This is a genomic window from Streptomyces capillispiralis, from assembly GCF_007829875.1.
GTDB classification, from domain to species: Bacteria; Actinomycetota; Actinomycetes; order Streptomycetales; family Streptomycetaceae; genus Streptomyces; species Streptomyces capillispiralis.
The window spans coordinates 3,697,201-3,721,277 of sequence record NZ_VIWV01000001.1 but is presented as its reverse complement, the minus strand read 5'-3'; the positions used below and the strand labels follow the sequence as shown (position 1 = coordinate 3,721,277).

General features: G+C 72.3%; 20 protein-coding genes. 11 read left to right on the top strand and 9 right to left on the bottom strand.

The genetic code is table 11. The features are described from left to right. Positions 1–143: 143 nt before the first annotated feature. Both FHX78_RS15775 and FHX78_RS15770 read left to right on the top strand, forming a co-directional pair. Complete coding sequence (locus FHX78_RS15775) at positions 144–1,025, top strand: NUDIX hydrolase (protein ID WP_145868098.1); 882 nt, start codon at positions 144–146, stop codon at positions 1,023–1,025. Then, complete coding sequence (locus FHX78_RS15770) at positions 1,022–1,852, top strand: MBL fold metallo-hydrolase (protein ID WP_145868097.1); 831 nt, start codon at positions 1,022–1,024, stop codon at positions 1,850–1,852. Before FHX78_RS15775 ends, FHX78_RS15770 begins: the two co-directional genes overlap by 4 nt. Positions 1,853–1,917: 65 nt before the next feature. Here the strand turns inward: FHX78_RS15770 and FHX78_RS15765 are convergent, their stop codons facing one another. Continuing rightward, a complete protein-coding gene (locus FHX78_RS15765; RefSeq protein WP_004985207.1) occupies positions 1,918–2,592 on the bottom strand; it encodes a Crp/Fnr family transcriptional regulator in 675 nt (224 codons plus the stop codon). Positions 2,593–2,926: 334 nt separating this feature from the next. On the opposite strand from FHX78_RS15765, the gene nth reads away from it, so the two are divergent. The 3 genes from nth (at position 2,927) to FHX78_RS15750 (ending at position 6,119) form a co-directional block, all read left to right on the top strand. Continuing rightward, positions 2,927–4,090, top strand: a complete 1,164-nt coding sequence (gene nth / locus FHX78_RS15760) for an endonuclease III (protein ID WP_229923902.1) — start codon at positions 2,927–2,929, stop codon at positions 4,088–4,090. Between the two features lie 88 nt (positions 4,091–4,178). After that, positions 4,179–4,874 (top strand): NUDIX hydrolase, encoded by a 696-nt coding sequence (locus FHX78_RS15755; RefSeq protein ID WP_145868096.1) that lies wholly within the window; start codon positions 4,179–4,181, stop codon positions 4,872–4,874. 45 nt (positions 4,875–4,919) lie between these two features. Then, positions 4,920–6,119 (top strand): MarP family serine protease, encoded by a 1,200-nt coding sequence (locus FHX78_RS15750; protein ID WP_145868095.1) that lies wholly within the window; start codon positions 4,920–4,922, stop codon positions 6,117–6,119. A gap of 162 nt (positions 6,120–6,281) precedes the next feature. On the opposite strand, the gene FHX78_RS37460 is transcribed toward FHX78_RS15750, so the two are convergent. The 6 genes from FHX78_RS37460 to FHX78_RS15720 all read right to left on the bottom strand — a co-directional run bounded on the left by FHX78_RS37460 (position 6,282) and on the right by FHX78_RS15720 (position 14,675). Then, a complete protein-coding gene (locus tag FHX78_RS37460) occupies positions 6,282–6,464 on the bottom strand; it encodes a hypothetical protein (protein WP_145868094.1) in 183 nt (60 codons plus the stop codon). Positions 6,465–6,603: 139 nt separating this feature from the next. Next, positions 6,604–7,554: an alpha/beta fold hydrolase gene (locus tag FHX78_RS15740; protein WP_145868093.1), complete on the bottom strand. Its 951-nt coding sequence runs from the start codon at positions 7,552–7,554 to the stop codon at positions 6,604–6,606. Next, a complete protein-coding gene (locus FHX78_RS15735) occupies positions 7,551–8,039 on the bottom strand; it encodes a phage holin family protein (RefSeq protein ID WP_145868092.1) in 489 nt (162 codons plus the stop codon). The genes FHX78_RS15740 and FHX78_RS15735 overlap by 4 nt, the downstream gene beginning before the upstream one ends. A 152-nt stretch (positions 8,040–8,191) precedes the next feature. Beyond that, positions 8,192–9,628, bottom strand: a complete 1,437-nt coding sequence (nhaA, locus tag FHX78_RS15730; RefSeq protein ID WP_145868091.1) for a Na+/H+ antiporter NhaA — start codon at positions 9,626–9,628, stop codon at positions 8,192–8,194. Between the two features lie 349 nt (positions 9,629–9,977). Continuing rightward, positions 9,978–11,933, bottom strand: a complete 1,956-nt coding sequence (gene acs / locus FHX78_RS15725) for an acetate--CoA ligase (RefSeq protein ID WP_145868090.1) — start codon at positions 11,931–11,933, stop codon at positions 9,978–9,980. Between the two features lie 270 nt (positions 11,934–12,203). Beyond that, positions 12,204–14,675: a bifunctional SulP family inorganic anion transporter/carbonic anhydrase gene (locus FHX78_RS15720; RefSeq protein ID WP_145868089.1), complete on the bottom strand. Its 2,472-nt coding sequence runs from the start codon at positions 14,673–14,675 to the stop codon at positions 12,204–12,206. A 333-nt stretch (positions 14,676–15,008) separates the two neighbouring features. Between FHX78_RS15720 and FHX78_RS15715 the strand changes: the two genes are divergently transcribed. Next, entirely contained in the window at positions 15,009–16,280 is a 1,272-nt protein-coding gene (locus FHX78_RS15715; RefSeq protein WP_145868088.1) for a polysaccharide deacetylase family protein, read from the top strand. A gap of 3 nt (positions 16,281–16,283) precedes the next feature. Here FHX78_RS15715 and FHX78_RS15710 read toward each other — a convergent pair whose 3' ends face one another. Then, complete coding sequence (locus FHX78_RS15710; RefSeq protein WP_145868087.1) at positions 16,284–17,264, bottom strand: ATP-binding protein; 981 nt, start codon at positions 17,262–17,264, stop codon at positions 16,284–16,286. A 101-nt stretch (positions 17,265–17,365) separates the two neighbouring features. Between FHX78_RS15710 and FHX78_RS15705 the strand changes: the two genes are divergently transcribed. After that, positions 17,366–18,229, top strand: a complete 864-nt coding sequence (locus tag FHX78_RS15705) for a Fic family protein (RefSeq protein WP_145868086.1) — start codon at positions 17,366–17,368, stop codon at positions 18,227–18,229. Between the two features lie 402 nt (positions 18,230–18,631). Here the strand turns inward: FHX78_RS15705 and FHX78_RS15700 are convergent, their stop codons facing one another. Continuing rightward, a complete protein-coding gene (locus FHX78_RS15700) occupies positions 18,632–19,465 on the bottom strand; it encodes an HAD family hydrolase (protein WP_145868085.1) in 834 nt (277 codons plus the stop codon). A gap of 577 nt (positions 19,466–20,042) precedes the next feature. Here FHX78_RS15700 and ssd point away from each other — a divergent pair. Genes ssd through FHX78_RS15680 form a run of 4 tightly spaced genes read left to right on the top strand, consistent with a single transcriptional unit; the run spans position 20,043 to position 24,008 of the window. Beyond that, the gene (ssd, locus tag FHX78_RS15695) at positions 20,043–21,149 is read left to right on the top strand and encodes a septum site-determining protein Ssd (RefSeq protein WP_145868084.1); all 1,107 of its coding nucleotides are present in this window, start codon (positions 20,043–20,045) and stop codon (positions 21,147–21,149) included. Continuing rightward, a complete protein-coding gene (locus FHX78_RS15690) occupies positions 21,146–22,348 on the top strand; it encodes a TadA family conjugal transfer-associated ATPase (protein ID WP_145868083.1) in 1,203 nt (400 codons plus the stop codon). The genes ssd and FHX78_RS15690 overlap by 4 nt, the downstream gene beginning before the upstream one ends. Next, positions 22,348–23,223: a type II secretion system F family protein gene (locus FHX78_RS15685; RefSeq protein ID WP_145868082.1), complete on the top strand. Its 876-nt coding sequence runs from the start codon at positions 22,348–22,350 to the stop codon at positions 23,221–23,223. Before FHX78_RS15690 ends, FHX78_RS15685 begins: the two co-directional genes overlap by 1 nt. Next, on the top strand, positions 23,220–24,008 hold the full coding sequence (locus FHX78_RS15680) for a type II secretion system F family protein (protein ID WP_145868081.1): 789 nt from the start codon (positions 23,220–23,222) through the stop codon (positions 24,006–24,008). Before FHX78_RS15685 ends, FHX78_RS15680 begins: the two co-directional genes overlap by 4 nt. Positions 24,009–24,077 lie beyond the last annotated feature (69 nt).

The following is a 24,077-nucleotide window of genomic DNA, read 5'->3' as shown; positions in this document are numbered from 1 at the left end:
GGCTGCTCCGGGGCCCAGGCGGCGCACAGCCCCGTCGTGCCCACCCCCCGGCCCCTGTGCCCCGCCCCTGTGCCCCGCCCCAGTGCCCCCGTCCCGCCCCTCGGGCACTCGAACATCCGGCCGTCACGGGATAGCCTCCGGCCATGGCGAATGCGCAGGCTGATGGGCAGTGGTACCCGCCGGAGTGGCCGGAGCGGATCCGGGCGCTCGCGGGTGGCGGCCTCACGCCGGTCACGCCGAAGCGCGCGGCCACCGTCATGCTGCTCAAGGACACCGGCGACGGTCCCGCCGTGCACATGCTGCGCCGGCGTACGTCCATGGCGTTCGCCGGCGGCGCGTACGCCTATCCCGGCGGCGGTGTCGACCCGCGGGACGACGACCGGCACGTGCGGTGGGCGGGTCCCCCGCGCGCGTGGTGGGCGGACCGGCTCGGCGTCGGCGAGACGGACGCCCAGGCGATCGTCTGCGCGGCCGTGCGGGAGACGTACGAGGAGGCCGGCGTGCTGCTGGCCGGGCCGACCCCGGACACCGTGGTCGGCGACACCAGGGGCGAGGACTGGGAGGCGGACCGTGCCGCCCTCGTCGCGCGGGAGACGTCCTTCGCGGAGTTCCTCGACCGCCGTGGACTGGTCCTGCGCTCGGACCTGCTCGGCGCCTGGACGCGCTGGATCACCCCCGAGTTCGAGCCCCGCCGCTACGACACGTGGTTCTTCGTCGCCGCGCTCCCCGACGGCCAGCGCACGCGCAACGCCTCCACGGAGGCCGACCGCACGGTGTGGATCACCCCGCGCGAGGCCGCCGGCGCGTACGACCGGGGCGAGCTGCTGATGATGCCCCCGACGATCGCAACCCTGCGCCAGCTCACGGCGTACGGCACGGCAGCGGAGGCGCTCGACGCGGCGCCCGCGCGCGACCTCACGCCGGTGCTGGCCACCGCGCGCCTGGTGGAGGGCGAGATCGTGCTCTCCTGGCCGGGGCACGACGAGTTCACCAAGCACGTCCCGACCGGTGGAGGCCCCGCATGACGGACGCAAGCACCCTTCCCGGCCGGCCGCGGGGCGGAGTCCTCTCCGGCCCGGCCACCGCGCGCGCCGTCAACGTGCTGGCCCCCAACCCCTCGGCGATGACCCTGGACGGCACCAACACCTGGATCCTGTCGGAACCGGATTCCGACCTCGCGGTCGTGGTCGATCCCGGCCCGCTGGACGACGGGCACCTGAGGCACGTCATCGGCACGGCCGAGCAGGCCGGAAAGCGGATCGCGCTCACCCTGCTGACGCACGGTCACCCCGACCACGCCGAGGGCGCCGCCCGTTTCGCCGAGCTCACCGGCACGAAGGTGCGGGCCCTGGACCCGGCGCTGCGGCTCGGGGACGAGGGGCTGGCCGCCGGGAACGTCATCAGGGTCGGCGGCCTGGAGCTGAGGGTCGTACCGACCCCGGGCCACACGGCCGACTCCCTGTGCTTCCACCTCCCGGCCGACCGGGCGGTCCTCACCGGCGACACCATCCTGGGCCGCGGTACGACCGTCGTGGCCCACCCCGACGGCCGCCTGGGCGACTACCTGGACACGCTGCGCCGGCTCAGGTCGCTCACGGTCGACGACGGCGTCCACACGGTCCTGCCCGGTCACGGGCCCGTGCTGGAGGACGCCCAGGGTGCCGTCGAGTACTACCTCGCCCACCGCGCCCACCGACTCGCCCAGGTCGAGACGGCCGTGGAGGACGGCTACCGCACCCCGTCCCAGGTCGTCGCCCACGTCTACGCCGACGTCGACCGCTCCCTGTGGCCCGCCGCCGAACTGTCGGTGCGGGCCCAGCTGGAGTACTTGCAGGAGCACGGCATCATCTGACCGGCCGGTCGGGTGACCGCCGGGCCGCCGGACCGGCCGGCTGACCTAGGAGCCGTGCGGTGGGGTCAGCGGGAGCGCTTCGCCAGGCGCTCGACGTCCAGGAGGATCACCGCGCGGGCCTCGAGCCGGAGCCAGCCGCGCTGGGCGAAGTCCGCCAGGGCCTTGTTGACCGTCTCGCGGGACGCGCCGACCAGCTGGGCCAGCTCCTCCTGCGTGAGGTCGTGGACGACGTGGATGCCCTCCTCGGACTGCACGCCGAAGCGGCGGGACAGGTCCAGCAGGGCGCGGGCGACACGGCCCGGGACGTCCGAGAAGACCAGGTCCGACATCGCGTCGTTGGTCTTGCGCAGCCGGCGTGCGACGGCCCGCAGCAGCGCCGTGGCCACCTCGGGGCGGGCGCTCAGCCAGGGCTGGAGGTCGCCGTGGCCCAGGCCGAGCAGCTTGACCTCGGTGAGCGCGGTGGCGGTCGCGGTGCGCGGGCCCGGGTCGAAGAGCGACAGCTCACCGATCAGCTCGCCCGGACCGACCACGGCGAGCATGTTCTCGCGGCCGTCGGGGGACGTGCGGTGCAGCTTCACCTTGCCCTCGGTGACCACGTAGAGGCGGTCACCGGGGTCGCCCTCGTGGAACAGGGAGTCGCCCCGTGCCAGGGTCACCTCACTCATGGAGGCGCGAAGCTCCGCGGCCTGCTCGTCATCGAGCGCCGCGAAGAGCGGGTTCCGCCGCAGAACGTCGTCCACGAGTTCTCTCCTTGTCGACCTGCTCAGGGGATCTTGTTCCCCCACGTACCAGGGGACCTTGGTGCCCATTTTGCCGGACGGTCCAAACAGTGTGATCTGTCACAAGGATGCCGTACGGGCCTGTCGGGGTAAGCGGCAGGGGTCCAATTGGACGCCGATCTTCAGGGTCCGGGGCGGATGTCGGTGCCGGGTCGTAGGCTGGCCGGGTGTCCAAATCGCCGGTGAGAGCACAGGCCGAGGGGGCTGCGCGGTGGCAGTACGTCGCGATTCCGCTGTGGGCGAACAGGGCTCCGATGGCGGTAGGGAAACGGCGAAAGCGACGAAGAGGGCGCCGGTGAAGAAGGAACCGAGGAACGAGACCACGAGCGGGGCCGCACCGGCCGAGAAACGGGCTGCCCCGGCCACGAAGGCCGCCGAGGCCACGAAGGGCGCCGAGGCCACGAAGGCTGCCCCCGCCAAGAAGACTGCCTCCGCCGAGCGGGCTGCCCCGGCCACGAAGGCCGCCCAGGCCAAGACGACCGGTCCGGCCAAGACGACCGGTGCCGCCAAGAAGGCGAGCGCGGCCAAGAAGACGAGCGCCGCCCAGAAGACCCCCCGGGCCGGGAAGGCCGCCGCAGCCGTCGTCAACACGGCGCCCCTCCGCAAGAAGCCGCTCATCGCCCCCAAGAAGGCCACCGCGGCCGTGAAGGCAGCCCCGGTGAAGACCGTCGTGAAGCCGTCCGAGGAGGAGTCGCGCACCGCGCTGGTCCGGCGGGCCCGCCGGATCAACCGCGAGCTCGCCGAGGTGTTCCCGTACGCCCACCCGGAGCTGGACTTCGAGAACCCCTTCCAACTTGTGGTCGCCACCGTGCTGTCGGCCCAGACCACCGACCTGCGCGTCAACCAGACCACCCCCGCGCTCTTCGCGAAGTACCCCACCCCCGAGGACCTGGCCGCCGCCAACCCCGAGGAGGTGGAGGAGATCCTGCGCCCCACCGGTTTCTTCCGGGCCAAGACCAAGTCGGTGATGGGGCTGTCGAAGGCCCTCGTGGAGGACTTCGGCGGCGAGGTGCCGGGCCGCCTCGAGGACCTCGTCAAGCTGCCCGGCGTGGGCCGCAAGACCGCCTTCGTCGTGCTGGGCAACGCCTTCGGCCGCCCCGGCATCACCGTCGACACGCACTTCCAGCGCCTGGTGCGCCGCTGGCGCTGGACCGAGGAGACCGACCCCGACAAGATCGAGGCGGCCGTCGGCGCCCTCTTCCCCAAGAGCGACTGGACCGACCTCTCGCACCACGTGATCTGGCACGGCCGCCGCATCTGCCACGCCCGCAAGCCCGCCTGCGGCGCCTGCCCCATCGCGCCGCTCTGCCCGGCGTACGGCGAGGGCGAGACGGACCCGGAGAAGGCGAAGAAGCTGCTGAAGTACGAGAAGGGCGGCCTGCCGGGCCAGCGTCTGAAGCCCCCGCAGGCCTATCTGGACGCCGGCGGCAGGCCCGCCCCGCCGCTGGGGGCCGGATGACGGAGCGGCGTACGGGGCGGACCGTGGAACGATCGCGCGGCCGCCGGGCGTTGGACCCGTGGAACGGGGCCGGACGACGGGGGTGGCGATGACGCGTACGAGCGGTACCCAGGGCGGCCCGGTGACGCTCAGCAAGGAGGGACTGCCCGGCTGGCTGGACCCGGTGGTGCGCGCCGCGGAGACGGTCGCGCCGAGGCAGCTGAGCCGCTTCCTGCCCCCGGAGGACGGCGCGGGGCGCCAGTCCGCCGTCCTCATCCTCTTCGGCGAGGGCGAGCGCGGTCCGGAGCTGCTGCTCATGGAGCGGGCGACCTCGCTGCGTTCGCACGCCGGACAGCCGTCCTTCCCCGGAGGCGCCCTCGACCCCGAGGACGGCGACCCGCACGGCGACGGACCACTGCGGGCCGCTCTGCGCGAGGCGGAGGAGGAGACCGGACTCGACCCGTCCGGCGTCCAGCTCTTCGGCGTCCTGCCCAAGCTCTACATCCCGGTCAGCGGCTTCGTCGTCACGCCCGTGCTGGGCTGGTGGCGCGTCCCCAGCCCCGTCGGCGTCGTGGACCCGAACGAGACCGCGAGGGTCTTCACCGTCCCCGTGGCGGATCTCACCCACCCGGACAACCGTGCGACCGCGGTCCACCCCCGTGGCCACCAGGGTCCGGCATTCCTGGTCGAATCGGCCCTCGTGTGGGGCTTCACCGCCGGGGTCATCGACCGATTGCTGCACTTCGCGGGGTGGGAGCGCCCCTGGGATCGGGACAAGCAGGTCCCGCTGGACTGGCGGTCATGACAGGGTGGGCGCCGTGCTGGGTAGGACGAGGCGAGGCGTGAAGCGGTGAACGTGCTGGACATCCTGTTGCTGGTCGCCGCCGTGTGGTTCGCGATCGTCGGCTATCGCCAGGGCTTCGTCGTCGGCATCCTGTCGGTGATCGGCTTCCTGGGCGGTGGTCTCGCCGCCGTCTACGCCCTGCCCGTCCTCTGGGACGCGCTGACCGACGACTCCGAGGTGAGTACGACGGCCGCCGTCGTCGCGGTCGTCGTCGTCATAGTCTGCGCCTCCATCGGCCAGGCCCTGACCACCCATCTGGGCAACAAGCTGCGCCGCTACATCACCTGGTCCCCGGCCCGCGCGCTGGACGCCACCGGCGGAGCCCTGGTCAACGTCGTGGCGATGCTCCTGGTGGCCTGGCTGATCGGCTCGGCCCTCGCCGGTACGACGCTGCCGACACTGGGCAAGGAGGTCCGCAGCTCCAAGGTGCTGCTCGGGGTGTCCCGGGCCCTGCCCGACCAGGCCGACACCTGGTTCGCCGACTTCTCCTCCGTCCTCGCGCAGAACGGATTCCCCCAGGTCTTCAGCCCGTTCGCCAACGAGCCGATCACGGACGTCCAGCCCCCGGACCCGGCCCTGGCGGGCAGCCCCGTCGCCGTCCGCGCGCAGCGCTCCATCGTCAAGGTGATGGGCACCGCTCCGAGCTGCGGAAAGGTTCTGGAAGGCACCGGCTTCGTCTTCGGCGAACGCCGCGTCATGACCAACGCCCATGTCGTGGGCGGCGTCGACGAGCCGACCGTGCAGATAGGCGGCGAGGGCAAGAAGTACGACGCGACGGTCGTCCTCTACGACTGGAGGCGCGACATCGCCGTCCTCGACGTACCCGACCTGAAGGCGCCGGCGCTGCGGTTCACGACCGAGGACGCGAGCAGCGGCGACAGCGCGATCGTCGCCGGCTTCCCGGAGAACGGGGCGTACGACGTCCGGGCCGCCCGCCTGCGCGGACGCATCACGGCCAACGGGCCCGACATCTACCACCGCGGCACGGTCCGCCGCGACGTGTACTCCCTGTACGCGACGGTCCGTCAGGGCAACTCCGGCGGCCCGCTGCTGACGCCCGACGGCAAGGTCTACGGCGTCATCTTCGCGAAGTCGCTGGACGACGCCGAGACGGGATACGCGCTCACCGCGGACGAGATCCAGGACGACATCGCCAAGGGCCGCAGCGCGAACCAGCAGGTCGACAGCGACAGCTGCGCGCTCTAGACGAGACCCGGGTACTCGGGCGGCCCCGGGCCGCCAAAGCCGCGTGAGCCGACCGTCGGCGCACGAGCCGGCCGCCAAAGCCGCCCAAGTCGGCCGTCGAAGCCGGACGAGCCGGTCGTCGGGGCGTACGCCCAGCCGGGGGAGGAGCAGCCGTACGGATCGTCAGCCGCGCGGGTGACGCAGCCGGACGGATACCCAGCGGGCCCGGCGGCGGAGGATGCGCGGGATACCCACCCGGGGATCCGTACCTGCCATTTGTGGTGCACCGCCTCGCTGGTGGGAACCCACACCGCTCGCCGAGCGGCGATTGCGGCTTGCGTCACTGTAGTCGTGCGTCCAGCCCATACCCCGACGTGTGCCCCCACCCCATGGTCGATAACCGCCTCCGGGGCGTCCAATTGGCCTATGCGCCAGGCAATTGGCGTTCGTCGGACAAGCGTTCACGTGGGGGGTACGAGAAGGGGTACCAGCGGCGTCCGGACGGTTACCGATCCGGTTCCGGATCCTTCAGCCAGTTGATCAGTTCCGTCGAGAAGGCGACCGGGTCTTCCTCGTGCGGGAAGTGCCCGAGACCGTCGAACAGCCGCCAGCGGTAGGGCGCTTCGACGTACTCCCCGGATCCCGCGGCACTGCGTGTGCGCACCACGGGGTCCAGCGAGCCGTGCAGATGCAGCGTCGGCACCCGCACGGGCCGCTTCATTCTGCGGTTGAACTGGATGCCGTCCGGGCGGGCCAGGGAGCGGACCATCCAGCGGTACGGCTCGATCGAACAGTGCGCCGTGGACGGGATGCACATGGCCCGCCGGTAGTTCTCCAGCGCCTCCTCGTCCGGCAGGCGGGGCCCGGACCAGTCCTGGATGAGCTTGCCCACCAGCGCTCCGTCGTCCGCGGTCAGCCGGCGCTCAGGGATCCACGGCCGCTGGAACCCCCAGATGTGGGACATGGCGGCGGACTGTCTGGCGTCCGCGAGCATCGCCGACCGCCAGCGCCGCGGATGCGGCATGGACGCGACCGCCAGCCGCCGTACGAGCTTGGGGCGCATCGCCGCCGCCGTCCACGCCAGGTATCCGCCCAGGTCGTGTCCGACGAGCGCGGCGTCCGGTTCGCCGAGGGAACGGACGACCCCGGTGATGTCGAGCGCGAGGTTGGCCGGGTCGTAACCGCGCGGTGTGCGGTCGCTGCCGCCGACGCCCCGCAGGTCCATGGCGACGGCCCGGAACCCGGCGTCGGCGAGCGCCGTCAGCTGGTGCCGCCAGGTCCACCAGAACTGGGGGAAGCCGTGCAGCAGCAGTACCAGCGGTCCGTCGCCCAGCTCCGCGATGTGGAAGCGGGCGCCGTTGGCGGCGACGTCCCGGTGCGTCAGCCCGGCGCCGCCGGGGATGTCGAGGCGTACGGCCGAAGCGGGCTGCGCCGCAGGTGTGGCGGGTTCCGTCATGAGGACGAGCGTGCCACAGCCTCGATGGCCGGGGGGACCCGGTCCTCCGGCAGCTCGGGACGCGGGTGGGGCTTGGCCTTCTGCAGTACGCCCGCGGTCTCCTTCATGGACGCGGCCACCTTCTGCGGGCCCCGGCCCTTCTTCGCCTTCTTCGCGAAGACGACGCCGATGAGGGCGAGGAACAGCGCGATCAGCACGTTCGCCGCGAAGGAGAGCAGGAAGCAGACCGCGAGGTTCCAGTCGCTCCAGGTGCGGATGCCGTAGGCGAGCGCGAAGTTCAGCATCGGCAGGGAGAACAGGAGCAGCACGCCGGCCGCCATGAACGCGCCGCCGCTGGTCGCGCCCCGCTTGACGTCCTGCTTGAGCTGCGCCTTCGCCAGCGCGATCTCGTCGTGCACCAGCGCCGACATGTCAGCCGTCGCCGAGGCGAACAGCTGGCCGATGCTGCGTTCGGCGCCGACCGGGCTGCCGTCGGGTGCGCTCATCGCGGTCTCCCTCTTCTGCGTACGTTCTGTGTACGCCCTTCGTGCCTGCGCGTACGGTTCAGTCTGCCGTCTGACGGTCCGGGTCCGGGTGTTTGGGTCCGACGGGTCGCGTCCGACCGCCGGTGTCCCCTCTTTTGTACCGTCCCGTCAGATCATGCCGGACCGTCGTGGTCCTCGCCTGCCCCGCCCGCCATGTCGGCAAGCGCGTCCCGCTCCGCGGTCTTCTCCCGGGCGACGCGCCGGTGCTCGGCGGCCTTCCGCTCGTGTATCTCCGCCATGCGCAGGTGGTACGCCGGGTCGTCCTGCTCGTACACGTCGGGGACGCGGTTGAGGTCCTCGTCGCGCTCCTCCTCCTCGGTCAGCCTGCGGTACTTGGCGTTCCGGATCTTCAGCAGCACCGTCGCGAGGGCGGTGGCGATCAGCGAGCCCGCCAGGACGGCTGCCTTGACGCTGTCCGTCATCGACGCGTCGTCCTCGAAGGCGAGCTCCCCGATGAGCAGGGAGACGGTGAAGCCGATCCCGGCGAGGGTCGCCACGGCGAACACGTCCGCCCAGGCCAGGTCGTCGCTGAGCGAGGCCCGGGTGAAGCGGGCGGTCAGCCACGTTCCGCCGAAGATGCCGAGCGTCTTGCCGACGACGAGGCCGAGCACCACGCCCAGCGTCTCGGGCTGGGTGAACACGTCCGTCAGCGCGCTGCCGGAGACCGTCACACCGGCGCTGAACAGGGCGAACAGCGGCACCGCGAGGCCCGCCGAGAGGGGCCGGACCAGGTGCTCGACGCGTTCACCGGGGGAGTGGTCCTCGCCGCTGCGGTGGTGGCAGCGCAGCATCAGGCCCATGGCGACACCGGCGATGGTGGCGTGGATGCCGCTGTTGTACATCAGCGCCCACACGACCAGGCCGAGCGGGACGTACACGTACCAGCCGCGCACTCCCTTGCGCAGCAGCAGCCAGAAGACGACCAGGCCCGCGACCGCGCCGCCGAGCGCCGCGAAGTTCAGGCCGTCGGTGAAGAAGACCGCGATGATCATGATCGCGAAGAGGTCGTCGACGACGGCCAGGGTGAGCAGGAAGGCGCGCAGCGCGCTCGGCAGGGAGGTGCCGATGACGGCGAGCACGGCGAGCGCGAAGGCGATGTCCGTGGCGGTGGGCACGGCCCAGCCGGCCAGGGAGCCGCCGCCCGCGCCACTGGTCAGCGTGTAGACCAGCGCCGGTACGGCCATGCCGCACAGGGCGGCGACGACGGGGAGCGCGGCGGCTCTGGGATCGCGCAGGTCACCGGCGACGAGTTCGCGCTTGAGCTCGATACCGGCGACGAAGAAGAAGATCGCGAGCAGTCCGTCGGCGGCCCAGTGCGCCACGGAGAGGTTCAGCCCGAGGGCCTCGGGACCGAAGTGGAAGTGGCTGACGCTCTCGTAGCTGTCGTGCAGGGCGGGTACGTTCGCCCAGACCAGCGCGGTGACGGCGGCGATGAGCAGCAGGACACCGCCGACGGTCTCGGTGCGCAGCGCGTCCGCGACGTAGGTCCGCTCGGGCAGGGAGAGCCGTCCGAAGGCCTTGCGGGGAGAGGGGGTGCGGGACGCGGTCACGGGAGGTTCCTCTGGTCGACGGGCAGCACGAATCGTGTGCCGACCAGACTTCCCGGCGCTCCATGAGACAGCTTGTGTCTTTAGCTTATCTAACGTGCTCGGAAGTGCACCAGGAGCCGCCGGGGCCGCCGGGGCCGCCAGGGCTGACGGGCGCCCTGGGGGCTGACGGGGCCCCGTGGGGGTGGGCGGGCGTCCTGGAGGCTGACGGGGCCCTTGGGGGTTGGCGGGCGCCCTGGGGGGCTGATGGGGCGCGTGGGGGCCGGCGGGGCGGGGCCCCGGCGCTCGGGTGCGCCGAGGCCCCGTCGGCCTCGTCCGTGGTCAGCCGGTGGCTCGATGGCCCGGTGGCCGCTCAGTCCTCGCTGGGGGCCTGGGGCAGCTTGGCCTGGATGAGATCCATGACCGTGCTGTCCGTCAGCGTGGTGACGTCACCGAGCTGGCGGTTCTCCGCGACGTCGCGCAGCAGACGCCGCATGATCTTGCCGGAGCGGGTCTTCGGCAGCTCCGCCACCGGCAGGATCCTCTGGGGCTTGGCGATCGGGCCGAGCGTGGCGCCCACGTGGTTGCGCAGCTCGCCGACGAGGTCCTCGCTCTCGGCCGCCGTGCCCCGCAGGATCACGAACGCGACGATCGCCTGGCCGGTGGTCTCGTCCGCCGCGCCCACCACGGCCGCCTCGGCGACCGACGGGTGGGAGACCAGCGCGGACTCGACCTCGGTGGTGGAGATGTTGTGCCCGGAGACGAGCATGACGTCGTCGACCCGGCCGAGCAGCCAGATGTCGCCGTCGTCGTCCTTCTTGGCACCGTCACCGGCGAAGTACTTGCCCTCGAAACGCGACCAGTAGGTGTCGATGAACCGCTGGTCGTCGCCCCAGATGGTGCGCAGCATCGACGGCCACGGCTCGGTGAGCACCAGGTAGCCACCGCCGCCGTTGGGCACCTCGTTCGCCTCGTCGTCGACGACGGTCGCGGAGATGCCGGGCAGCGGGGTCTGGGCGGAACCCGGCTTGGCGTCGGTCACGCCAGGCAGCGGCGAGATCATCATGCCGCCGGTCTCGGTCTGCCACCACGTGTCCACCACCGGGGTGCGGTCCGCGCCGATGTTCTTGCGGTACCAGATCCACGCCTCGGGGTTGATCGGCTCTCCGACGGAACCCAGCACCCGCAGCGAGGACAGGTCGAACTTCGCGGGGATGTCGTCGCCCCACTTCATGAACGTCCGGATCGCGGTGGGCGCCGTGTAGAGGATCGTGACGCCGTACTTCTGCACGATCTCCCAGAAGCGGCCCTGGTGCGGGGTGTCCGGGGTGCCCTCGTACATGACCTGGGTGGCGCCGTTGGCGAGCGGGCCGTAGACGATGTACGAGTGTCCGGTGACCCAGCCGACGTCCGCCGTGCACCAGTACACGTCGGTCTCGGGCTTGAGGTCGAAGACGGCGTGGTGGGTGTACGCCGTCTGGGTCAGGTAGCCGCCGGAGGTGTGCAGGATGCCCTTGGGCTTACCCGTGGTGCCCGAGGTGTAGAGGATGAACAGCGGCTGCTCGGCCTCGAACGCCTCCGGGGTGTGCTCGGTGCTCTGCCGGTCGACCACGTCGTGCCACCACACGTCGCGGCCCTCGGCCCAGGCGACGTCCTGGCCGGTGCGGCGGACGACGAGCACGTGCCGCACGCTCTCCACGCGTCCGACCGCGTCGTCCACGGCCGGCTTGAGCGCGGAGGGCTTGCCGCGCCGGTAGCCGCCGTCGGCGGTGATGACGACCTTGGCGTCGGCGTCCTGGATGCGGGTCGCGAGCGCGTCCGCGGAGAAGCCGCCGAAGACGACGGAGTGCGCGGCACCGATGCGGGCGCAGGCCAGCATCGCGATCGCCGTCTCGGGGATCATCGGCATGTAGACGGCGACCCGGTCGCCCTTCTGGACGCCCAGTTCGAGCAGGGCGTTGGCCGCCTTGGAGACCTCGTCCTTGAGCTGGGCGTAGGTGATGGCGCGGCTGTCGCCCGGCTCGCCCTCGAAGTGGATGGCGACGCGGTCGCCGTGCCCGGCCTCGACGTGCCGGTCCACGCAGTTGTAGGCGACGTTGAGCTCGCCGTCCTTGAACCACTTGGCGAACGGCGGGTTCGACCAGTCGAGGGTCTCGGTGGGCTCCGTGGCCCAGGTCAGCCGGCGGGCCTGCTCGGCCCAGAAGCCGAGCCTGTCAGCCTTGGCCTGTTCATACGCCTCCGCCGTGACGTTGGCGTTCGCGGCCAGGTCGGCGGGGGGCGAGAAGCGACGCTCCTCCTTCAGAAGGTTGGCCAGGCTTTCATTGCTCACGGCATCTGCCTTTCCCAGGGTGTCCGTTGTGTCCCAGGCCACAGCTCATCAGACCCGGGGGTGCGATGACAAGGGCCGACGGGAAATTGGTTTAGACCTGTTGAGTGGTGCTGTCCACGGTCACGGGTCCGTCCTCCGCCCGTCGGCCCGTCCGGTTCGCCGCCCCGTTTCGGGTCGTCGGCCCGATGGCCCGTCGGTCACCTCTTCCCACGGGCTCCGGAGCGAGCCGGTTCAAGGTGTGTCACGCCTCTCACACCCGGACGCGTCACCTCACATCGCCAGGTCCACGGCCCGCACCCGGTCGAACACCCACTCCTCGTCCCGCTCCGCGAGCAGATAGCCCTGGGCCTCACCCACGTGGAAGTAGAGCCCGTGCAGCTCCAGGGTCCCGTTCTCCAGGGCCCGGGCCACCGCCTCGTGGGCGCGCAGATGCTCCAGCTGCTGCACCACGTTCGTCAGGCAGAGCTGCTCGACGGTGTCGGCGGGCGTCCGCTCGGCCAGCCGTGGCCGGCGTCCGCCGTCCGCGTCCGTGCGCAGGCGCTCCAGGCTCGGCCGCCCGTGCCGCAGCCACCGTCTCAGCGGCGTACGGGCGCCGCCCGGATCGGAGTCGAGCAGCGCCTGCATCGCACTGCACCCCGAGTGTCCGCACACCGTGATCGACCGCACCGCCAGCACCTCCACGGCGTACTCGATGGCGGCCGCCACCGAGTCGTCGCCGCTCTCCGCGCCGGGCGGCGGCACGAGGTTGCCGACATTGCGCACCACGAACAGGTCTCCGGGACCACTGGACGTGATCATGGACGTGACCACGCGTGAATCGGCGCAGGTCAGGAACAGCTGCGTGGGGCGCTGTCCCTCGCGCGCCAGCCGGGCCAGCTCGCCGCGCACCAGAGGAGCGGTGGTGCGCTGGAACGTGCTGATGCCCCGCATCAGTTCGTGGCCACCGATGCCGGCCGGCAGCAACTCGCCGTCCCGGTCCGTGTCTGCTGTGGCCGCGTCTGCTGTGTCCGTTCCTTGTGTTCCCCTCCCTTCCTCGGCCGTCCGGGGCCGTCGGTGGCCGCCCGGCCGGGAGTGCGGGCGGTCGCACTGGTGGTTGCGCCAGGCCGTCCAGGGCCGACAACGGCAGTCGGCGTCGGATGCGCCGGCCTCCTCGGGCCCGTCGGTGGGGTCCGCGGAGGTGAGGGCGGCGGGTTCGGCGATCCGGACCCCGGCGCGGCGGCCGGTGATGTGGACGGTGCCGCCCCGCGCGGTGTGCGTGTTCTGCCAGTCGTGCAGCGTCTCGTACGCCGCGTGGTCCATGAAGGACCCGTCCAGCGCCACCACCACGTCCGCGCCCTGAGGCACGAGGTGCAGCGCCCGGCTGAGACGGGGCACGGCGAGGAACGTCAACTGGCCCCGGACGTGTACGTGATGGACTCCTTCCTTCTCGTCGTGCGTGATACGGGTGCGGGTGAGCCGGTGCAGGGCCACGCCGACGGCCACCGCGATGCCCAGCGCAACGCCCTCCAGGACGCCGAGGGACACGACGCCGAGGGTGGTGACGGCGTAGACCAGGACTTCCCGGTGGCGGGTCACCGTGCGGATGTGGTTGAGGGACACCATCTGGATGCCGACGGCCATCACCAGGGCGGCGAGCGAGGCGAGCGGGATGCACTCCAGGAGCGGGACCAGCAGGAGTGCGGCGGCTACTACGAGAACGCCGTGCAGCATCGTGGAGTTCCGGCTCACGGCACCCGCGTGGACGTTCGCGGAACTGCGGACCGCGACTCCGGCCACGGGCAGTCCGCCGAGCGAGCCGGAGACGATGTTGGCCGCGCCCTGCCCGAGCAGTTCGCGGTCCAGGTCGGATCGTCCGACGTGGCCGGAACCGGGGCGTTTGGACACCAGCTTGTCCACGGCCACCGCGCCGAGCAGCGACTGCACGCTGCACACCAGGGTCGTGGTGAGCACGGCGGCGGCGAGGCCGAGCACGGGGCCCTCGGGCAGCCCGGCCAGGGCGTGGTTGCGCCAGGACGGCAGGTCCACCTTGGGCAGGACGAGGCCGGCCGCGGCGGCGACGGCGGTGGCACCGGCCACGGCGACGAGGGCGGCGGGGACGGCCCGGCACACGCGCCCGGCCCGGCCGGGCACCCGTGGCCAGAGCAGCAGCAGGGACAGGGTCAGCAGGCTCACCGCCAGGGCCGCGGGGTGCAGGTTCGCCAACTGGGCCGGCAGCGCGCGGACGTTGTCGGGGACGGAGCTCTGCGGGGTGCCGCCGAGGACGATGTGCAACTGGGCGACGGCGATGGTGACGCCGATGCCGGCGAGCATGCCGTGCACGATCGCGGGACTGACGGCGAGCGCGCCGCGCGCCACCCGCAGACAGCCCAGCCCGAGCTGGGCGAGACCGGCGAGGACGGTGATGGCGCAGGTCGTCCGCCAGCCGTAGTGCTGGATGAGGTCGGCGGTCACGACGGTGAGTCCGGCGGCCGGGCCGCTGACCTGGAGGGGTGAGCCGCCGATCCGTCCGGCGACCAGTCCGCCCACGGCCGCCGCGACCAGGCCGGCCTGGAGGGGCGCGCCGGTGGCGAGTGCGATGCCGAGGGACAGGGGAAGGGCGATCAGAAAGACCGCGATCGAAGCCGACACATCGGCGCTCGCGATGCGGAAGCGCCGGGGTCCGGTCGGCGGCGGGCTGTGGGGTGGGTGGGTGCGCTCGGTGCGGTCCGAGTCGGCGGCGCGGGCGGGAACGCAGGCTGACATGGTCTCCCGTCTCCTCCGGGTCTGCGCGGTCGCGTAACGGGTGGGCCCCGCTCGGCGGCGGGGGCGGTCGCGGCCGTGGGGCACGGCCCCAAAACGGCGGGATGCGGTAACTATCTGTAAACAGATCGTAATTCAGAGTAAAGGACTGGCATAGACTTTCCGGGCAAATGGAGGAATCAATCACTCTGGCGAGTGATCTGGATATTTCATCGGCTTGTCGTACTAATTCCTTCTTCGTTCCGTGCGACGTTGGCGGCGCTGTCGGCCCCGAGCGGCACAGCACCCGGAACGCCCTCATCGAGCTCGGCCCGAGAGAAGGAAGAAGGTGGGCGGATGGCCGCCACCCACAGGATCGTCACGGGCACCGTGATCGTCGCGGTCTGCTTCGCCTCGCTCGCCGGCTGCGGGACCGGCGCCGACGGCACCGGCGAGCAGGCAGGGGGCCAGCGCAAGGCCGAACCGGCGCCCGCGCCGAAGAACGTCGTCCGGCTGATCGGCGACGGCTCCACCGCGTACACCGGGGCCCAGCCCCATCTGCCCCGTGCCGAGCGGATGAAGCCCGGCGAGAAGCCCCCGCAGTTCGTCGTCTTCTCCTGGGACGGTGCGGGCGAGGACGGCCAGAAGCTGTTCTCCCACTTCCGCAAGGTCGCCAGGGAGAACAACGCGACCATGACCTACTTCCTGAGCGGCGTGTACCTGCTGCCGGAGGAGAAGCGCGACCTGTACCGCCCGCCGCAGCACTCCCCGGGCCGCTCCGACATCGGCTTCAACGACCGGCAGGGCATCGCCGACACCGTGAAGCAACTCCGCCTTGCCTGGCTCGAGGGCAACGAGATCGGCACCCACTTCAACGGCCACTTCTGCGGCAGCGATGGCGGGGTCGGCGAATGGTCGGTGGCGGACTGGAAGGACGAGATCTCCCAGGCCAAACGCTTCGTGAAGAGCTGGAGGACCAACGCCGGGATGAAGAACGCGGCCCCGCTGCCCTTCGACTACGACAAGGAGCTCATCGGAGCCCGCACGCCCTGCCTGGAAGGGCAGAAGAACTTCATGAGGGCCGCCCGGGACCTCGGCTTCCGCTACGACACCAGCGGGATCGGCAACCAGGTCTGGCCGAAGAAGAAGCAAGGACTGTGGGACCTGCCGCTGCAGCTCGTGCCCTTCCCCGGGCACCCCTTCGAACAGCTCACCATGGACTACAACTTCATGGTCAACCAGTCCGGCACCACCACCCAGGGCGACCCCGCCAAGCACGAGCTGTGGGGCGACCAGATGCGGGACGGTCTCCTCCGGGGCTTCGAGAGGGCCTACGAGGGCAACCGCGCGCCCCTGATCATCGGCAACCACTTCGAGTCCTGGAACGGCGGCACCTACATGCGGGCCGTCGAGGAGGTCGTCGAGAAGGTCTGCAACACCCCCGACGTGCGCTGTGTCTCCTTCCGGCAACTCGTGGACTGGCTGGACGCCCAGGACCCGGCGACCCTGGCGAAACTGCGCTCGCTGGACGTCGGCGAGGCCCCGAAGCGGGGCTGGAAGTCCTTCTCGGCGGACCACCCGGCCCCGGCCCCCAAGGGGGTGCCCGGAGCCCCGGCGGCCCGGCGGTGAGCGTCAGGCGGACGCCGTGACTCTCTCCCCGAGCACGAACCCGGGGTCGACCTGAGCCGCCAGGTCGGCCCCGGTGCGCTCGTTCCCCCACGACCGGGCGTTCTTCAGGTGGAAGTGCACCATCTGGCGGGTGTACCGCTCCCGGTCGCGCCGCTCGTAGGTCGCGTCGGCGGCCGAGTGCAGCAGGCTCAGGGCGTGCCGGCCGGACTCCTCCAGAAGGCCGAACCGGGGCGGCCGGCCCTTCTCCATGGACCGCACCCAGTCCGAGTGCCCCACGGCCACCAGCAGGTCGTCCCCGGCCTCCGCGCGGAGGAAGTCGAGGTCGTCCTGGTCCCGCACCTTGTTGCCGACGACCTTCAGGGTGACGTCGAAGTCGCGGGCGTACTCCTTGTACTGGCGATAGACGGAGACCCCCTTCCGGGTCGGCTCGGCCACGAGGAACGTGATGTCGAAGCGGGTGAACATGCCGGAGGCGAAGGAGTCCGAGCCGGCGGTCATGTCGACCACGACGTACTCGCCGGGGCCGTCCACCAGGTGGTTCAGGAACAGCTCCACCGCTCCGGTCTTGGAGTGGTAGCAGGCGACCCCCAGGTCGGCGTCGGTGAAGGGGCCGGTGACCATCAAACGGACGGCCCCGCCGTCGAGTTCCACGGATCGGGCGCAGGCGTCGTAGACCGGGTTGTCCTCCCGCACGCGCAGCAGCCGGGAGCCCTCGCCGGGCGGAGTCGTCTTGATCATCGTGTCGGCGGACGTGATGCGCGGATTGGTGCCGCGCAGGTACTCCTTGATCAGCGGAAGGTGCGCGCCCATCGCGGGCAGGGCGGCCGCCTCCTCCTCGTTCAGACCCAACGCGGCCCCGAGGTGCTGGTTGATGTCGGCGTCCACCGCGACGACCGGGGCGCCGCATGCGGCGAGATGACGGACGAACAGAGAGGACAGGGTCGTCTTTCCGCTGCCGCCCTTCCCCACGAAAGCAATTTTCATGTTCACCAAGAGTAATGGAGTGATTGCCGTGTGTGTCCGGTGGGCGTGAAGAAGACCACTCCATCGTGGGGTGGGCGCCGCGGGTGCGTAGGGTCGTACTCATGAGTACGACAGGCGCGACCGCCGATTCGCCCCAGGGCCCTCGGAAGAGCTCGGCCGGCGCGGACCCCCTTGCGGCCCTGGGCTCCCTGCCCGGCGTGGCCGAGTCCGTGGAGTCCGTGCGCAAGGCCGTGGACCGGGTCTACGGGCACCGGGTCATGCGGCGGCGCAGCAACGAGATCACCTCCGAGGCGGCGCTGCGCGGCGCCCGTGGTTCGGCCGCGCTGGCCGGCGCGGACTGGGCCCTGGAAGAGGTGCGCCGACGCAGCGACTTCAGCGGTGACGACGAGGCCCGCGCGATGGGCGCCGCGCTGCGTCTTACCGCCGAGGCGGGTCAGTTGTTGTCCATCTGGCGGCAGTCGCCCCTGCGGGTGCTGGCCCGGCTGCACCTGGTCGCCGCTGCGGACAAGGGTGAGCAGGTCGGGCGGCCGCGGCAGGAGGGCGAGCCGGTCGACGAGCCCCCGGTCGGGCTGTCGCTGCCGAGTGCGGCGGAAACGCACGGCCGGCTGGAGGGACTGGCCGACCTGGTCATCGCGGGCGGTTCCGCCCCGGCGCTGGTGACGGCCGCGGTCGTGCACGGCGAGCTTCTCGCGCTGCGCCCGTTCGTCTCCCACAACGGCCTGGTCGCGCGTACGGCCGAGCGCATCGTGCTGATCGGCAGCGGGCTCGACCCCAAGTCGGTCTGCCCCGCCGAGGTCGGGCATGCCGAGCTGGGGCGGGAGGCCTATCTGGCGGCGCTGGAGGGCTATGTCTCCGGCACTCCTGAGGGTGTGGCCGCCTGGATCGCCCACTGCGGCCGCGCGATCGAGCTGGGGGCGCGCGAGTCGACGGCGGTGTGCGAGGCGCTCCAGCGCGGGGCCGCGTAAAAGGGCTGGACAGGGGCCCGGACAAGGGGCCGCGCAGAAATGCGGCGGTACGATCGCTCGTACCGCCGCTGGCATGTCCACCGCGTTACCAAGCGTCCTCGATGTACGCCCATCAGGTCGGGTTCTTTGCCCGTCCCCTGGTGCGGCTGGCCCGTAATCGACGGGTCGACGTCGCGTGGGTTCCCGGTGTTCATGCTCGGTCCGTGGGGCCAAATGCGTTGTGAAGGTGATCCTCGCGGATGTCCTTGGTCTCGCGGGCCGTCAAGTCCTTTGTACTCCGGGTTCGAAGTAAGCGGAAGTCCTGGCCCTGCTTCTTTACTTTTGGGTTCAAAGAGGTGCTGAACGGGCGTCGGTGGGGTGGGTCCGGTCGGCGTTCGCCGCCGCGTCGCGCGGAAGGGGCGGTCAGGCCACTGTCGTGCGGCGCCGGCTGGCGTACCAGACCAGGCCCGCGGTGGCCGCCGCGGCTCCTATAGCGGCCGCCGCGACCAATGCGGGACGCGGCGGTACGGAGAACGTGGGGAAGCGCTGCTTGAGCCGGACCGGCCGGTGGAAGTCGAGGATCTGCCAGCCCCGCGCCAGGGCCTCACGGCGCAGCGCGCGATCCGGGTTCACGGCGTGCGGGTGGCCCACGGACTCCAGCATCGGCACGTCGGTCACCGAGTCGCTGTAGGCGTAGCAACGGGCCAGGTCGTAGCCCTCGGACTCGGCCAGCTCCCTGATCGCCTCGGCCTTGGTCGGTCCGTACGCGTAGTACTCCACCTCGCCGGTGAAGCACCCGTCGTCGCCGACCACCATGCGGGTCGCCACGACCCGGTCCGCGCCGAGCAGTTCGCCGATCGGCTCGACCACCTCGGCGCCCGAGGTGGACACGATCACGACGTCGCGTCCCGCGGTGTGGTGCTGCTCGATGAGGGTGGCGGCCTCGTCGTAGATGATCGGGTCGATCAGGTCGTGCAGCGTCTCGGCGACGATCTCCTTGACCTGCTGGACGTTCCAGCCGCGGCACAGTGCGGACAGGTACTTGCGCATCCGCTCCATTTGGTCGTGGTCGGCGCCACCGGCCAGGAACACGAACTGGGCATATGCGGTACGCAGGACCGCCCTGCGGTTGATCAGGCCGCCTTGGTAGAACGACTTGCTGAACGTGAGCGTGCTCGACTTCGCAATGACCGTCTTGTCCAGGTCAAAGAAGGCGGCTGTGCGCGGCAACGAGTGGTTTTCCACGTCCTTGAGCATAGGCGCAGCCCATTCGGCGTAAGGTGGGGCGCGTGGGTTTGCCTGAGATGGCTCTCGGGTACACCATGGAAGTCACGGATCGTTCGCGACCGTGCTAACCCGGTCCGACTCCTCCCCCCCCGAGTCGGCCGTGGGGACGACCCCCGCTCTCCCCCCCGGCGGGGGTCGTCGCATGTCCGGGTGGGTTTTCTCGCTTCCTTTCGCGGTCTGATCGGTCGGCCGGTGCCGAGCGATGCGCGATTGTCGTGCTCATGACTAGTTACCCTGGGTAGCCAATGGGCTGCTCTGTGGGTCCCGTACAGGACATGAGCGGGGCTCACCTGTATGAGTGACCGCGATATTCACAGCCGTCGATCCGTCCACAGTTATCCACCAAGATCCACAAGTTTTCCCGGATCGCTGCACCGTGTTTCCAGCGCGCCCCGCTCGCCGTGAGTTCACGCCCACTTCCGTTTGCCGGGTCGCGTACGGCCGGTTTCCTGCGGCCGCTCATTGGAAGGCCGCTTGCCGGTTCTTCCGCATCTGGGAATCGCGGGGCCGCGGAGGCTCGCGAGAGATACAGCAAAGGGGGACGAACATGGCCGGAACCATCACGCACGATCCGCCACCCGCCGCCGGAGGAGGCCGGCCCGGGGCACCGCTGATCGTCACCGAGGATCCCGCACTCCTCGACGATCTGCTGCGCCTGTGCGCGGCGGCCGGCGCCACACCGGAGGTCCAGCACGGAGTGCCGGAGCCGAGGGGCAGCTGGGAGGCAGCGCCACTCGTCCTGGTCGGCGACGACGCCGCCCGACGGGTGCGCGGCGCGGCGCGCAGGCCGGGAGTCGTGCTGGTCGGCCGTGACCAGGACGATCCCGGGGTGTGGCGGCGGGCCGTCGAGATCGGCGCCGACCATGTGCTGATGCTGCCCGACGGCGAGCAGTGGCTCGTCGACCGCATCGCCGACGTGGCCGAGGGCGTCGGACGGCCCGCCCTGACCGTCGGCGTCATCGGCGGCCGGGGCGGCGCCGGAGCGTCCACGCTCGCGTGCGCGCTCGCCGTCACCTCCGCCCGTGAGGGACTGCGCACCCTCCTGGTCGACGCGGACCCGTTGGGCGGCGGACTCGACGTGGCGCTCGGCGGCGAGTCGGCCAAGGGACTGCGATGGCCCGCGTTCGCCGCGTCACGCGGCCGGGTCGGCGGCGGCGCCCTGGAGGAGTCACTGCCGGAACTGCACTCGCTGCGGGTGCTCAGCTGGGACCGCGGCGACTGCCTCGCCGTGCCGCCCCGGGCGGTCCGCGCGGTGCTCGCCGCGGCACGGCGTGGTGGTGGCACCGTCGTGGTCGACCTGCCGCGCCGTGTCGACGACGGGGTCGCCGAAGCCCTCGCCCAGCTCGACCTCGGGCTCCTTGTGGTCCCCGCGGAACTGCGCGCCGTCGCCGCGGCGGGGCGCGTCGCCTCCGCCGTGGGCATGGTCCTGCGCGACCTGCGCGTGGTGGTGCGCGGACCGTACGCGCCGGGCCTGGACGACCGCGAGGTCGCCCGGCTGCTCGGGCTGCCCCTCGCGGGGGCCGTCCCCGACGAGCCCGTCCTGCACCGCCCGTACGAGACCGGGCGGCCACCCGGGGCATCCGGCCGGGGCCCGCTGGCCCGCTTCTGCAAGGAGTTCTGGGAGCGGGCGCTGGTGGAGGCGAGGACGGCATGAGGAGGGCGACGGTGACCGGCGCCGGATTGCCTCCCGGCCTGCTCGACGGGGTGCGGCGGTGGCTGGCCGAGAGCGGGGCCGAGCCGACCCCCGCGCGGGTGGCGCAGGCACTGCGGGACCAGGGGCGGGTGCTCGGGGACTCCGAGGTGCTGGTGGCGGCCGACCAGCTGCGGTCGGAGCTGGTCGGCAGCGGGCCGCTGGAAGGGCTCCTGGCCGATCCCTCGGTGAGCGACGTGCTGGTGTCGGCGCCGGACCGGGTCTGGGTGGACCGCGGCGGGGGACTGGAGCTCACCGACATCTCCTTCCCGGACGCGACGGCCGTCCGGCGCCTGGCGCAGCGGCTGGCCGCCGTGGCCGGCCGGCGCCTGGACGATGCCCGGCCCTGGGTCGACGCGCGGCTGCCCGACGGGACCCGGCTGCACGCGGTGCTGCCCCCGGTGGCCGTCGGCTGCACCTGCCTGTCCCTGCGTGTCGTCCGGCCCCGTGCCTTCACCCTCGAGGAGCTGATCGCGGCCGGGACGGTGCCACCGGATGGCGACCGCGTGCTGCGCGCCCTGCTGGACGCCCGGTTGTCGTTCCTGGTCAGCGGCGGGACCGGCAGTGGCAAGACGACGTTGCTGAGTGCGCTGCTGGGACTCGCGGGGCCGGACGAACGCATCGTCCTGGCCGAGGACTCGGCGGAACTGCGGCCCGATCACCCGCACATCGTGCGCCTGGAGACCAGACCCGCCAACCAGGAGGGCGCGGGCCTCGTCACCCTGGAGGACCTGGTGCGGCAGGCGCTGCGGATGCGGCCCGACCGGCTGGTCGTGGGTGAGGTGCGCGGCGCGGAGGTGGTCCACCTGCTGGCCGCCCTCAACACGGGGCACGAAGGCTCCGGAACCGTCCATGCCAACGCCGCCGCCGATGTACCGGCCCGGCTGGAGGCGCTCGGTACGGCCGCCGGACTCGACCGGTTCGCCCTGCACAGCCAGTTGGCGGCCGCCGTCTCGGTGGTGCTGCACCTGGTGCGCGACCGGACCGGAAGGCGGCGGATCGCGGAGGTGCACGTGCTGGAACGGGACCCGTCCGGGCTGGTGCGGACGGTACCGGCGCTGCGGTGGGGGCCGACGGCCTTCGCCCGCGAGCGCGGATGGCAGCGGCTGCGGGAGCTGCTCAGGAGCGCGGGCGGCGAACGGCAGGGAGAGGGGATCGGGTGATGAACGGGACGACCGAGGTGTCGACGGGCGCGGCCGTGGCGTGCCTGGGGACCGCTGCCTGGCTGCTGGGCGGCGGGCAGGCCGGGGCCAGGCGGGCGCGGCTGCTGCTGGCCGGCGGCGGTTCGGCGGGAGGCGGGCCACCGGGCCGGCCCCGGTCGGCCCGCGCCGTCGAGCGGATCCGCGGGCGGCTGCGTGCCGAGTGGTGGTCGTTGGCGGTCGGCGGGGTGCTGGCGGTGCTGGGCGCGTCGGTGCTCCCGGCCGTCGCGGGGGCGGCAGGGGTGCCCTTGCTGCGGCGGATGCGCAGGGCCGCCGGGGAGCGCCGGGTGCGGGAGGAGCGGGGGGACGCGGTGATCGCGTTGTGCGGTGCGCTGGCCGGTGAGGTGCGCGCCGGGAGGCAGCCGGGGGAGGCGCTGCTGCCGGCCGCGCGGGACTCCGGCGGGCTCGGTGACATGCAGGCGGCGGTGCTGGCCGCAGCGCGGTTCGGCGGGGACGTACCGGACGCGCTCGCCGCGGCGGCGCGACAGCCGGGCGGCGAAGGGCTGCGGGGACTCGCCGCGTGCTGGCGGGTGGCGGTGGACCAGGGTGCAGGACTGGCGGCCGGCCTCGACCGGCTGGAGGCGGCGCTGCGTGCCGAACGGGACCAGCGCGACGACCTGCGCGCCCAGTTGGCCGGTGCCCGTGCCACGGCGGTGGTGCTCGCCGGGCTGCCGGTCGTGGGCCTGGCGCTCGGTGCGGCGCTCGGCGCGGACCCGCTGCACGTCCTGCTGCACACACCGTCGGGACTGGTCTGCCTGGCGGCCGGCGCGGTGCTGGAGGGCCTCGGGCTGTGGTGGGCCCTGCGGATCATGCGGGGCGCCGAGGAGGTGACGGCATGAGCGGGGACGTCATCCACAGGCTGGGGGCGGTGGTGGGGACCGTTTCGGTGCTCGCCTGGCTGGCGCGATGGTGGAGCCGGACGCGCCGTGAGCGGCGGGTGCGGCGACGACTGGCCGAGGTGCTGGCCCTGGAGCGCACGGCGACCGCCTCACGCCTCACACGACTGAGTGCCCTGCGGGGTTGGCTGCCGTACGCGGGCGTGGCGGGTGCCGGGTGGGTGCTGGTGGGCGGTCTCGCCGGAGTGGCCGTGGGGCTGGTCGCCGCGGCCGGGCTGTGGCGGTGGCGCCTGCGGCGGCCGCCGGCCGCCGCGGGGGCACGGGAAGCGGACACCGCCCGGGCGGCACGTCAGCTGCCCCTGGCCGCGGATCTGCTGTCCGCCTGCATCGCGGCGGGCGCGGGGCCGGTACTGGCCGCACAGGCCGTCGGAGAGGCCTTGGGCGGACCGGTCGGTGACGCGCTGGCCCGCGGCGCGGCGGAGGTGCGGCTGGGCGGTGAACCGGGGGCGGCCTGGCGCGACCTGGCCTCGCTCCCGGGGGCCGCGTCCCTGGCCCGGCTGCTGGAGCGGGCCGATGTGGCCGGGCTGCCGCTGGCCGCCCCGGTGGCCCGGCTCGCCGCCGAGGCCCGCGCGCGGTGGACCCGCGCGGCGACGGCACGGGCCCGGCGGGCGGCGGTCCTGATCAGCGCGCCGGTGGGCCTGTGCTTCCTGCCCGCCTTCATCTCGGTCGGCGTGCTGCCCGTGGTGATCGGGCTCGCGGGTGGGGTGCTGGGAGGGGGTGGTGTGTGACGGGTCGCCGGCGGCAGCAGCGACACGGTGACCGGCTGGCGGAAGCGCGGCGAATCACGGAGCGAACGC